This is a genomic window from Oceanobacillus sp. M60 (genome assembly GCF_053839645.1).
Map to the genome: position 1 here is coordinate 101,858 of NZ_JBSSNH010000002.1, position 12,336 is coordinate 114,193.

12 protein-coding genes are annotated in these 12,336 nt (G+C 38.6%); 7 read left to right on the forward strand and 5 right to left on the reverse strand.

Translation table 11 applies throughout. The features are described 5' to 3' along the window. Positions 1 to 261: 261 nt before the first annotated feature. The 3 genes from ACW0TQ_RS04710 to ACW0TQ_RS04720 all read left to right on the forward strand — a co-directional run bounded on the left by ACW0TQ_RS04710 (position 262) and on the right by ACW0TQ_RS04720 (position 2,866). Positions 262 to 1,566 carry a Y-family DNA polymerase gene (locus ACW0TQ_RS04710; RefSeq protein WP_455725387.1) on the forward strand — a complete coding sequence of 435 codons (1,305 nt, stop codon included), beginning with the start codon at positions 262 to 264 and terminating at the stop codon, positions 1,564 to 1,566. 2 nt (positions 1,567 to 1,568) lie between these two features. Further along, positions 1,569 to 1,973 carry a hypothetical protein gene (locus ACW0TQ_RS04715; protein ID WP_042534013.1) on the forward strand — a complete coding sequence of 135 codons (405 nt, stop codon included), beginning with the start codon at positions 1,569 to 1,571 and terminating at the stop codon, positions 1,971 to 1,973. A gap of 101 nt (positions 1,974 to 2,074) precedes the next feature. Continuing rightward, positions 2,075 to 2,866: a uroporphyrinogen-III synthase gene (locus ACW0TQ_RS04720; protein WP_042534015.1), complete on the forward strand. Its 792-nt coding sequence runs from the start codon at positions 2,075 to 2,077 to the stop codon at positions 2,864 to 2,866. 159 nt (positions 2,867 to 3,025) lie between these two features. On the opposite strand, the gene ACW0TQ_RS04725 is transcribed toward ACW0TQ_RS04720, so the two are convergent. Next, complete coding sequence (locus ACW0TQ_RS04725) at positions 3,026 to 4,078, reverse strand: oxidoreductase (RefSeq protein WP_455725388.1); 1,053 nt, start codon at positions 4,076 to 4,078, stop codon at positions 3,026 to 3,028. 116 nt (positions 4,079 to 4,194) lie between these two features. On the opposite strand from ACW0TQ_RS04725, the gene ACW0TQ_RS04730 reads away from it, so the two are divergent. Beyond that, positions 4,195 to 4,611 (forward strand): Lrp/AsnC family transcriptional regulator, encoded by a 417-nt coding sequence (locus tag ACW0TQ_RS04730; protein WP_175297061.1) that lies wholly within the window; start codon positions 4,195 to 4,197, stop codon positions 4,609 to 4,611. 123 nt (positions 4,612 to 4,734) lie between these two features. On the opposite strand, the gene ACW0TQ_RS04735 is transcribed toward ACW0TQ_RS04730, so the two are convergent. Next, complete coding sequence (locus ACW0TQ_RS04735; RefSeq protein WP_042534018.1) at positions 4,735 to 5,604, reverse strand: LysR family transcriptional regulator; 870 nt, start codon at positions 5,602 to 5,604, stop codon at positions 4,735 to 4,737. A 99-nt stretch (positions 5,605 to 5,703) separates the two neighbouring features. Between ACW0TQ_RS04735 and ACW0TQ_RS04740 the strand changes: the two genes are divergently transcribed. Beyond that, entirely contained in the window at positions 5,704 to 6,888 is a 1,185-nt protein-coding gene (locus ACW0TQ_RS04740; RefSeq protein ID WP_455725389.1) for an MFS transporter, read from the forward strand. Positions 6,889 to 6,943: 55 nt separating this feature from the next. Here the strand turns inward: ACW0TQ_RS04740 and ACW0TQ_RS04745 are convergent, their stop codons facing one another. Further along, positions 6,944 to 7,273 carry a PH domain-containing protein gene (locus ACW0TQ_RS04745; protein ID WP_244882400.1) on the reverse strand — a complete coding sequence of 110 codons (330 nt, stop codon included), beginning with the start codon at positions 7,271 to 7,273 and terminating at the stop codon, positions 6,944 to 6,946. 201 nt (positions 7,274 to 7,474) lie between these two features. Continuing rightward, positions 7,475 to 8,341: a LysR family transcriptional regulator gene (locus tag ACW0TQ_RS04750; RefSeq protein ID WP_332093679.1), complete on the reverse strand. Its 867-nt coding sequence runs from the start codon at positions 8,339 to 8,341 to the stop codon at positions 7,475 to 7,477. Positions 8,342 to 8,496: 155 nt separating this feature from the next. Here ACW0TQ_RS04750 and ACW0TQ_RS04755 point away from each other — a divergent pair, with 155 nt between their 5' ends. Next, complete coding sequence (locus ACW0TQ_RS04755) at positions 8,497 to 9,927, forward strand: MFS transporter (protein WP_212928204.1); 1,431 nt, start codon at positions 8,497 to 8,499, stop codon at positions 9,925 to 9,927. Between the two features lie 285 nt (positions 9,928 to 10,212). Here ACW0TQ_RS04755 and ACW0TQ_RS04760 read toward each other — a convergent pair whose 3' ends face one another. After that, positions 10,213 to 10,566, reverse strand: a complete 354-nt coding sequence (locus tag ACW0TQ_RS04760) for a winged helix-turn-helix transcriptional regulator (RefSeq protein ID WP_084612971.1) — start codon at positions 10,564 to 10,566, stop codon at positions 10,213 to 10,215. Between the two features lie 493 nt (positions 10,567 to 11,059). Here ACW0TQ_RS04760 and ACW0TQ_RS04765 point away from each other — a divergent pair, with 493 nt between their 5' ends. Next, complete coding sequence (locus ACW0TQ_RS04765; RefSeq protein WP_193062137.1) at positions 11,060 to 12,217, forward strand: MFS transporter; 1,158 nt, start codon at positions 11,060 to 11,062, stop codon at positions 12,215 to 12,217. The last annotated feature ends 119 nt before the right edge of the window (positions 12,218 to 12,336 follow it).

A 12,336-nucleotide genomic window follows, 5' to 3' on the forward strand; every position in this document is an offset into this window, starting at 1 on the left:
ATTCAGCTGAAGCAGAATCTCCAGGTGTAAAAAAGATGATATTAGCCTTAACTGGAACAAAGATGACCGCAAAATCGAAATGGAATAACAGGATAATTCACTACGGAAGGCCCTTTGCGATAACATTTCGCGAAGGGTTTTTTTATTCATCTCAGCTTTCCATATATTAACACGACTATTTAAACGGATTTATGTTGACCATAGGAATATACGTTCGTATAATGAGTATACAAACACCCATTCGTATTAGGAGAGAGTATGATGAAAAACATTATCATGATGGATTATTCGAAGGAGCCTCGGCGGGACATTATATGTATAGATGTCAAATCTTTTTTCGCAAGCGTAGAAGCTGCCGAACGTAAGCAGCATCCTTTAAAATCCCGGATTGCAGTTGTATCCAAGCCGGATAATCAAGGCGGTTTGGTGTTAGCCGCTTCTCCTTTAGTAAAAAAAGAGTATGGCGTGAAAACAGGAACAAGGATTTATGAAATCCCGCAGAAAGCAAATATAGATATCGTGGAGCCTCGTATGGCAGTGTATTTACAAAAGAATATGGAGATATTACGTATTTTTAAGCGTTATGTAGCGAAAGAGGATTTACTTGTTTATTCTATTGACGAATCGTTCCTCGACGTAACGAAATCACATAAACTTTTTGGCAGTACGCATGACATAGCGAGGAAAATCCAACGTGATGTATGGAGAGAGTTGGGATTAGTGTTAACTGTGGGAATAGGGGATAATCCGCTTTTAGCAAAATTGGCACTCGACCATCAGGCGAAGCATGACGAACAACGAGGCTTTATTGGGGAATGGCGTTATGAAGACGTTCCATATAAATTATGGAAGATAGAAGCCTTAATTGATTTTTGGGGGATAGGACAAAAAACGGAAGCCAATCTAAATCGGATAGGGATTCGAAATATGTATGATTTGGCTCAATATGATATTGGCAAATTAAAAGAAAAGTTCGGTGTGATTGATCAACAGCTCTATTTTCATGCACATGGAATAGATCGAACCGTGTTATCGGACACGTACACACCGGAAAGTACCTCCTTCAGCAGAAATCAGATACTAAACAGAGATTATTCGGTTAAACACGATATTGAAACGGTTATTCGGGAAATGACAGATGAGAATGTGGCAAGGTTAAGGAAGCACCGGCTCATGACAGGTGTTGTCAAGCTGACCATTGGATATTCGAGAGATACAGTACTAGGCGGGTTTAGCCATCAGATAAAGATTGAAGCAACGGATTCATCCAGAAAATTAAAAGCGCACATGCTGTTTATCTTTCATAAACATTATAAAGACAATATGCCCGTACGAGTGATTAATGTTACTTTTGGAAAACTTCAAATAAAGCAATCATTGCAACTGAATTTATTTGAATCGGCAGAAGAAACAATGGAAAACGAAGAGCTGGATAAGACGATTGATTTTGTAAGAAGAAAACATGGTTATACTTCCCTGCTGCATGCTTCTAGTCTGCTTAAAAACGGAATGGCGAGATACCGTGCGAAATTGCTAGGCGGTCATCGTTCTGGAAAGGAAGAGTGAACATGGAAAAAATATCGATTACACGAGTTACGCCTGAACAGTTCGGGTATAAGGACAGAGGAATTATGAAATGGTTAGGCATGATGTTAAGCGACCATTCAGAAGCGCTCAAAAAAGAAGAAATGAATGATCAGCTAATCGAAGTGAAAGCAAAAGAAGAGATGACTGAGGAAGCCATCGCAAAAGTATTGAACCAAGCTTTTGCAACGAATTCTCCTGTTTTGATTCAAGCGAATGTGATGCGAAACGGGAATTATTATAAAGACTTGGAATGTAAAGTATCTGGATATGGAGAAGGTCAGATTCATCTATTTTTAAAAGATGGACGGGGAACGAATTGTTCCATAGAGGAAATAAGAAATGTGGAGTTTATGAACACACTTGACTGGTATGATAAAAGAAAATGATTAAGAAGTTATTTTTTGAAATCATTTGCTGAACCACTGGAATATTTGTAATATAATAAATAAAAGAATGAATACTAAAGCTATAGGAAAAGGAGAAATATATGGACGGACTTAAAGGGAAACAAGTTGCTGTTGCTGCATCTCGTCAGGCAAAAGCAATTGATACACTAATCAGTAAACATGGCGGAAACACAATTCAATTACCGATTCAAGGAGAGTATCAGCTGAATGATTCGATTTGTCAGCAGGATGTAAAAAAGCTTGTAGAAAACAGATTTGACTTTGTCATACTAACTACTGGGATAGGAGCAGAAACGTTAGAGCAATCCGCAAAGAAACTCCATATCCATACCAGCTTCATAGATAAACTAAAAAGCTCAACCCTTGCCATTCGCGGCAGTAAAACGACAAAGTGGATGAAACAGCATCACCTGATACCAACCATTCTTTCTGCAGATGGAACAATGGAAAATTTGCTTGCATCTTTACCTCCGGTCAAACAGGGCGAAGAAAAACAAATTTATTTGCAGACATATAATGAGGATGACGTGTATTTAAAAAGAAGTCTGGAACAGCTTGGGTATGCTGTTTATTTATCTAAACCCTATTCTTATAAAGAACCAGACCAGCAGATTTTATCGATACTAAAAGAAACCATTACCTCTCAAAATGTAGATGTTGTTGTTTTTACCAGTAAAACACAGGTGCGAAATTTATTTATGAAGGAGGATAAGGAGAAATTGGCGGAAGCCTTTAATCAAGGAATTTTAGCAGCAGCGATAGGAAAGGTGACTGCGGCTGAATTAGAGAAGAATGGCATTGAGAAAGTATTTCAGCCGAAGAAACCTAAAATGGGAGCGATGGTTGTAGAACTAAATAAACAGTTCTCATAGAATATATAGTGAAAAAGCTTCGAATATTTTGATGGCATTCTATTTCGAAAACCATTCGTTTTAAACAGGCTTTTGCGCTTCTTTAAGTACTGTTATTTTAAAGCACTCCTTTTAACTAGAAACGAGATAAAGGAGTGCTTATCCTACTTGATATACTGCTTAAATTAAACATGTATGCAGATTTTTTGTCTGATACGGAAAAATCTCCTGATTCGCTTTCAGACGAACGACCAGATCTGGATTAGCTATAAATAATTGTCCGAATGCTACCAAGTCTGCCTGATTACCTCCAATAATGGACGCCCCTTTTTCAGGTGCTATATTTCCAACAGCAATAAGCGTTTTATCCCAGTATTGCCTGAATAATTCATGAAGCGATTTTTGATTATGTTGAAGCATATCACCGTAGTTTTCTGCCGATGGATGGACAATTTTTAGTTGATGCTTGGAAAGAATCCCTGTTATAGCGCATACCATTTCTTCTGGATGCTCCCATACATAATCCTTATCATCATCTTTTTTTTCAGAAATTCGAATGCTGATTCTATTTTTAGGAACAACCTTCTTTACTTCTTTAATAATTAAATCTAAAAATCGCAGTCTATTTTGTAAGGAACCTCCAAACTCATCCTGACGGTCATTTGTTTTCTCATTGATAAATTGATCGATCAGGTAACCATGCGCAGCATGTATCTCAACTCCGTCAAATCCGGCTTCCATCGCATTTTTTGCTGCATCCTTGTAATCAGCTATTATTTGATAAATTTCCATATTATTTAAAGCTCTGGGAGCTTGGAAAGGTTTCCTCAAACGATGCACATGTCCGTTGGCACCGATAGGAGAGGGCGCAACAGGAGCATTCCCTTTTAGAATTTCCTGATAACTTACTCTGCCAACATGCCAGAGCTGAGCAAAGATTTTTGTTTTATATTGATGAACTTCCCGCGTGACTTTTTTCCAGCTTAAGATTTGACGATGCGTATATATCCCTGGTATCCCATAGGTTCCTTTGGCCAGTTTGTTGATGGCGACACCTTCCGTAATGATTAATCCTGCCCCGTACCTTGCCCGTTTTCCATAGTAGTCTGCAATCAAGTAATTCACTTCACCTGTTTCGTTATCAGCAAATCCTCTTGTCATTGGCGCCATTACAATTCTATTATCTAATGTTAAGTTCCCGATTTTATACTTGGAGAAGATAGAACACGTCATATTTATCACCTCATATCAAATTTTAATTCGATACTGAATTGTTTACAATGGAATGATTAAAGTATATGCTATGGAAAACTTTAAATTTTAAAGTAATTGGAAAGCTGGTGAAAAGGATGTTGGATCATATCGATCATCAAATATTAGATTTATTAAAAAGAAATGCCAGACTTACCTATACAGAAATCGGCAAGCAAATAAATATGTCATCTCCTGCTGTGAAAACAAGGATAGAAAGGTTAGAAGATTATGTAATAAAGCGTTATACGGTTGAGGTAAATAATAAAGAGCTCAATAAAGGAATCCATGGCTTCGTTTTATTTAAGACCAAAAGCTGTGAAAAGTTAATGAATTACTGTAAGGAGAATAGTAATATAATAGATTTATGGAGAATTGGCGGAGAGTATAATTACATGGCAGAAGTGGTTTGTGAAGAAATGGAGGAGCTGGAGCAAATCTCTAAGGATACCACACATTTTGCTTTTTCAAATATACTATCTGTTCTGGGAAATCATCCTGTTAGTAATGACTAAAAATAGAAACGCATCAAAAAACCTGGCGATTTCAAATAAAATCATCAGGTTTTTAATATTTTAAGTAATGTCTGCTTCCTCATTTACAGGTTAATTTTGTCACCCCTCATGTTTTTATTCAGCTCAGTAAGAAACCCCTTTTGCAATATGAAGAAATTCCTTTACAGCCGGTGAGGCTTCCGCAATAGATTGGCAGGCAAGTGCTACTTCACGGCTGTTTCGAATCGTTAAATTACTGACCTTTATGTTTTGCTGCGTCTTTAAAAACAGCTCAGGACCAACCGTGACCCCCAGGCCTTCCTGCACCATATTCGCAATCGTTGTACAGTCATGCACTTCAAAACGAATAGAAGGTTTTATTTGTGCTTCTTCAAACAATGCTTCTACATGGGATTGATACATCCCTGTGGGCATAATAAAAGATTCTTTCGCTAATTCAGCCATATCCACTGTATCCTCGGATTGAAATCGATGTGCCGGGTGATAGGCAACCACCATATCATCTTTGATAAGAGGGACAAAATCGAAATTTGGATTAGCTTCTCCTTTTACAACAAATCCAATATCAATCACTCCAGAGCTCAACCACTCTGTAATTTCTTCGTAGGTGCCTTCGTAAAATTTAAATTCTATTTTCGGATGTTTTTTCTGGAATTTGGCAAGCAGCTTTGGCAATAAGCAAGAAGAAGCACTTGCAAATGTACCGATGCGAATGATACCAGTCTCTAAGTTAGTTGCCAGAGCGATTTCTTGGTGAATACTTTCCATTCTCTTCAATACTTCCCGGATATGAGGGAGCACTTTTTGTCCTACTTCCGTCAGGGTGATTCCTTTTCTGCGGTCACGAATGAATAAAGAAACATCCCATTCAGATTCCAAACCGGCAACTGCATGACTTACTGCCGATTGTGTCATATTTAATTTTTCAGCGGCAGCGGTAAAGCTTCCCAATTCAAATACGGTCGCAATAATTTCAAAACGAACAATGCTCATGAGTAATTACTCATCTCCCTTATTAAAAATATCAATTTTACTTATGTTAACACGGGATTTACAATAAATTCAATGTTTAAATAAAGGAGAGGATACAAAATGAAAAACAATATAAACCAATTTACAATTATTCTTTTGGCCTTAGGAGCTTTTGTAACAGGAACAGGGGAGTTTGTGGTTTCAGGAATATTGGAACTGATTTCTTTTGATTTGGATATTTCTATTTCAACTGCCGGACAATTGATTACGATTTATTCCTTATCTTATGCTGTTGGCGCTTTGGTATTGGTTATCTTAACCTCCAAATTTGACCGTAAAAAGGTCCTTTTATACGCCATCGTTATGGTTATTCTAGGAAATCTGGTTGCGTTTTTCAGCTATCATTTTATCGTTCTTATGCTGTCCAGAGTTATCCAGGCAATGAGCGGAGGATTATTTATTGTAGTAGCTACCAATTATGCTGCTCAAATTGCAGCACCTGAAAAAAAGGGAAGCGCCATGGCAACAGTGCTTACGGGTTTTACTATCTCCTTAGTACTTGGGGTACCCTTAGGAACATTTTTAGCAGGATATGTAGATTGGCGGTATATTTTCCTGATTATTGCACTTGGTACGGTATTGTTATTAGCAGGACTGTATAAATTATTGCCGGCTATTGAAGGAAACCAGCCGCTGCCGTTTAAACAGCAATTGCTGATTATCAAAGATAAACGGGTGCTTACAGGGTTATTGACGGCCATTTTTTGGATTTTAGGGTATACCATGGTCTTTGCCTATATTGCTCCATTGTTAAGTAATACAGCTGGCTTTTCCATAGAGATGACAAGTATCGCTTTATTTGTTTTAGGAGCTTTTGCTTTTATCGGCTCCCGTTTTGGAGGATACGCGGTAGATAAATGGGGGCCTGATCGAACCATATCGCTTAGCTTATGTATCCACATTATTGCGTTATTTGTTTTGGCATTGACACAATATACCATGACAGGCGTATTTATCACGTTGGCAGTTTGGGGAATAGCAACATGGACAACCACGCCGGCAAAGCAATTTTATTTAGTATCTTTAAAGCCGCAAACATCTGAAACCGTACTGAGTTTTAATACTGCATTAATGAATGTGGGAATGATGTTAGGTTCTGCGCTGGGCGGTCTTATTATTCAGTATATAAATATCGTCCATTTAAGCTGGATTGCCGGATTATTTGTAATTATCGCGTTTATTTTCATCCGGTGTTCTTTCTACTTAAACAAAAACGGGCAAGGTAATTATGAAATGAATGAATAGATAAAAGAACCCCGCATTCTCTGACAAGTTGGGGTTCTTTTCCTTGAATAAAGGTTTATTCCTGAATAATTACATGAGGAGATCGTTTTTTTAATTCCGTGATAAATTCTCTTCTATTCTTTGGTGAAATCTTTACACTGCCAAGGATGGCTGAATCGTAAAATAATTCAAGTCCATTCCTGGCAGATAGAATGCGATAACCAGTAAAGATATCTTTTGTCGACGAAATTTTCCTTATGCTTTGATAAGCAATTTTACTCTTGAATGGTCCGCCTTTCACTAACAGATAATTATCATAGAAAATATACTTGATCGAAAAAGACATCCATAACAAGGCTCCTGCTAAAATAATAAAGATAGCAGTCATTATTATGACGATGCCCATGGATGCCTCTTTATCAATGAGTGGAGGTAAGAGCGTTACGGCACCTATTAATAAAAACCACAATGGACATAAACGTTACGAAAAAAACATCTATTTTTGAACGGAAAATCATGGCGCGTTCTCACCTTTCTTGCAGTTGCTTTCCAAATATATTTTCTTACTGTTTCTATCCAGCCATTATAAGGGGTTTTTCTCTTTATTTCATTCACCCCAATGCAGACTCTGCTCTTTCATCAATGAAATCATTGCTTGCATAGCAGGGGAGAGCTGTTTGTTTTTATGGTTCACAATAAACGTCGCATTTCCTGTATGGTTTAATGAAATAAATTCACCTAGAATTTGTTCGGAAGCAAGTTCCTTTTCTACCGCGAAATAGGGCAGGATGGAAAAACCGAGTCCGGAAAGCACGCATTGCTTAATTGCTTCCAAACTGGAAAAGTTTAATGTATTTTTTGCCTCGATTTGTTCTTCCTGTATATATGCTTCCAGCATGCTTTTATAACTGCAGCTTTCTTCGGTGGAGAGAATCGTATTTTCACTATCTTCTGGGCAGACAGGCCGTACCAGAACAATCGATTCATCCTTTATTTTTTCAATCGTCAGCTCTTTATCAAACCAGTCATTTCTTTCCAAAACAAAGGCCATATCAATTTGTCCGTTCTTAAGCGCGGCAGAAATCTCCTTATTTTCAAGAGAACGTAAAGATAACGACACATCGGGGTATCTTTTTTTGTACTCCATCAGAATGGACGGAATCCTGTATTGTGAGAAGATTTCTGTAACTCCGATAACAAGACTGCCCTTTGGCGCATCATTCATATTCATGGTTTCCGCTGCTTCATTGTATAAATCAACGATTTTAACAGCATATGGGTGAAATTGGGTTCCGTAGTTTGTCAGAAATACTTTTCTGCCAATACGGTCGAATAAAGGTTTTTTTAATTCCTTCTCCAGCTCCTTCACGTGTACCGTCACCGATGACTGTGAATAATCCAGATATTCCGCTGCACGTTTAAATCCGCCTTTTTCCACGATTGTTTTAAACGTGATTAAATGACGTAATTCCATCTATTTGTCCTCCTTGATGAATAGTTTAATATTATTAAACTATTCATTTAAAAAGATTCGTTTTATTAAACTTTTATGTATTAGTATAATCAAATCATGTTCTGTTGGAAAGGGAGAGAGCAGAAAAACTTAAAAATGAAAGAGAGGGCTTTAGATTGAAAGAAAGATATCCAACATTATCACAGCCGGCTACATTATTAGGGTTATTTATTCTTTTGTTAGCCGGTTTTATGACCATTCTTGATCTTTTTATAGTGAATGTGGCAATTCCGAGTATACAAGGAGATCTGGGGGCAAGCTTTTCACAAATCGCTTTTATCGTTGCTGGTTATGAACTTGGTTTTGGCGTGCTTTTGATTACTGGAGGCAGGCTCGGGGACCGTTTTGGGCGCAGGCGTCTGTTTATCGTGGGGATGTTTGGCTTTACTATTACATCTGCATTATGCGGGCTGGCAATTAATCCAGATATGCTGATTATTGCTAGAATACTTCAAGGCCTGACCGCCGCGATGATGCAGCCGCAAATCTACTCTTCCATCCGGGTCAATTTTTCAGGCAGAGAAAGAGGAATTGCTTTCAGTTTGCTTGGGATGGTATTAGGCCTTGCTGCTATTGCGGGTCAAGTGCTTGGCGGTTTTATTGTAGAAGTCGATTTTGGAGGACTCGGCTGGCGGATGATCTTCTTAATCAATATTCCCATCGGCATTTTCTCCATTCTAACGGCACGATTCATCCCGGAATCGCATGCTCCGGAGCGTCCACTGCTGGATTGGGGCGGAGTAGTTATTGTCAGTCTTGGACTGATTTTATTTCTTGTCCCGCTTATTGAATCACAGAATCATGGCTGGACGATATGGAGTTTCTTATCCCTTGCGGCGGCAGCATGGATACTATTTGGTTTTTGGCGGCATCAGGAAAGACGGCGCCTTGCTAAAAGGCAGCCGCTGGTAGACACCATGCTCTTACGCCAATCCCGGTTTGCCATGGGCGGCAGTCTCGTCTTGCTGATATATTCTACTTCGTCCGTGTTTTTCTTATGCTATGCGTTATTAGTACAAACAGGGCTGGGATTAAGTCCGCTTTCCGCCGGGATTCTTTTTGTGCCCTGCAGTATCGGATTTACTGCTGCTTCGATAGCAGCGCCCCGCCTGGTAGAGCGTTTTGGAACGATGACGATCTTTTGGGGCGCTGTCTTTTATACCTTTTCCTTTGCTGTATTAATCTGGCAAGTATGGACTGCAGGAGGCGATTTGGTAGCTGTTCATTTAATTACAGCACTTGTTTTTGTAGGGATTGGCCAAGGATTAGTCATGACACCGCTCTTAAACCTGGTATTAGGGTTTGTAGAAGAAAGCAAAGCAGGCATGGCCTCAGGAATTATTTCTACTTTACAGCAGGTTGGCGCAGCTGTCGGCCTGGCAGCAGTAAGCATATTTTTTGGGAGTGTTGTTGCTGATGCTGACGGGGGAAACAGCGGTCTATATGCTTCTGCTTTCGTCAATGCGATGTTTTATAATCTTATTGCTTCATTAGTTTCCGCAATTCTGCTTTGGAAAATGGCAAAAGAGCGGGTGGAAGGAAGCTGATTTATTGTTTTAATACTATAAAACAGATAAATGGGGAGGATTTTGTTAAAAAGCACTATTCTTTAATATGTACTTCTTTATTGCTATTTGGAATTGACGGCTATCATTTATCTGCTTGATTAACATTTAGTTTTAATTTAAGTAAAGGATAACCATGGTATATTTTATGCTTAACGTTTGAAAACTGGAGTAAGAAGAAAAACAGATCACTTGTATCATTTATTAAAAGATAACAAGTGATCTGTTTTTATATTTTAAAATTCACTCTCCAAACCAGCATCTCAATTATTTATTGCAGACCTCTAAAGCATTTTTATTTTTCTCCATAAATTCCTCATGCGTAAAACCCCACGCACACATCTCTCTTAAAATAGGCTCCAATGATTTTCCATGTGCTGATAAAGAATATTCTACTCTTGGCGGAATTTCCTGGTAGACAACACGATGAACCAGTCCGTCTTTTTCTAACTCCCGAAGCTGCTGTGTAAGTACCCCCTGCGTTATTTCAGGCATGAGGTGTCGTAATTCTCCGAAGCGTTTTGTGCCCTTTTCTAAAAGGATGAATAAGATATGCGGTTTCCATTTACCGCCAATTGCTTGAAGCGCAGTTACAATTCCGTATTTTGATAAATCGTCCAAAAGAACTTTCCTCCTTATAGTAAAAGCTTTCAGTCACTATTTCATACGAAGTATGTTAACCATACCAGAGAAAATAAAGAAAAGTAATCAATTTGCCTTACAGCATTCTGGCTTTGTAGATATGGATAAAAATTATAAAGCTGTAACCCGGACAGGGCTTTATTTGTACCTTTTACCATACTGAGTATGAAAAATATGCCTACTTTTCAAGTGATATTTTGCTCACCATAATAAAAGGTGTTAATAGCTAGTAACCAAAGGGGGATAAATCCATGACATGCACGTGAAAGAATTAAATGGCATTTACTGCTTGTGGAAAGTGGGAGAGGAAAAGCTTTTCTTTATATATGCTGATGCAGAAGACGAACAAAGGATACGGAAGAAGCTAAACACAAGATTTGGACGATATATATGAATTTTTATGGAACATCATAATATAACGCTTACTCTGTACTGTTCCGTAAAATAGAATATAAATTTGGAGTGGATACAATTGCCTTTTGCAGTTTTTATATTAGGTTTTCTTATATTTTCGCAAACAACATCAGAATTTATGGTGGCTGGAATTATGCCATCTCTATCAGAAGAATTTAACGTATCGATTGCAGCCATCGGTTATCTAATTTCAGCGTATGCAGTAGGGATGATTGCAGGCGGACCGATTCTAACCATTGCTTTACTAAAGGTTCCGTTAAAAAAAGGATTAATGGCTTTAACACTTGTCTTTCTGATTGGACAGACCATTGCTGCCGTTTCTCCCAATTATGAAGTGATGATGGCGGCGCGTGTCGTACAAGGGATAGCTTCTTCCGCAACGTTTGGAACAGCTATGTCGCTTGCCTATCAACTCGTCCCTGATCAGCTACGAGCGAGGGCGGCTTCCATTGTATTAGGCGGATTAATGATTGCAACTGCTGCCGGAGTCCCATTTGCGATGGTGTTTAATTTGTATTTAGGCTGGCGTGCCAGCTTCTGGGCGGTTGTTGTCTTAGTATTTATCGCAGCCATATTCGTACAGTTCCTGATTCCAGCCTTCGAATCAAAGGAAAAGAAAAGTATCCGTATCAAAAAAGAAATCAGTTCCTTTAAAAACGGTCGGTTATGGGCTGCCTATACGACGAATGTATTTATTATCGGCGCTACTTTTGCAGCATTCAGCTATTTTACGCCAATCCTGACTGAAGTCACAGGATTTAGCGCTGGTGTTGTTCCTTTTATTCTAGGAGTCTATGGTGCAGCAACGGTTATTGGTAATATTATTGTCGGCAGATTAGCAGACTTGCATATGATGCCTGTCATGACAGTTGGGCTAGTTATTCTGACAGCTGCACTGATTCTGTTTGGATCCTTTGCGGAAATTCCTGTCATCGCTGTTGCCGCAGTTATTATCATCGGTTTAACCGGAGTGTCTTTAAATCCGGCGATGGCAAAAAGGGTTTTAAGTGTTTCAAATACAGGAACGCTGGTAGCCACAGTAAATAACTCTATGATTAATCTTGGACTCATGATTGGTTCATCTGTTGGCGGATTAACGATTGATGCCGGGTTTGGAGTCACTTCTCCTTTATGGGTTGGCGTTATCCTGGGGATTATTGGATTGACTACATTGCTTCCGTTTATTCGAAGGGATAAATTTACTGTAAATGCTTAGCGAGGAACTAAACGCATTTGTGAAATTCTTCTAAAACAAATTGTTGAACTCTGCTTACATTTATATGTCTCATCCAACCTCAGAAAGCAAACATCGTTTTATTTTTTAAATCCCGGGAA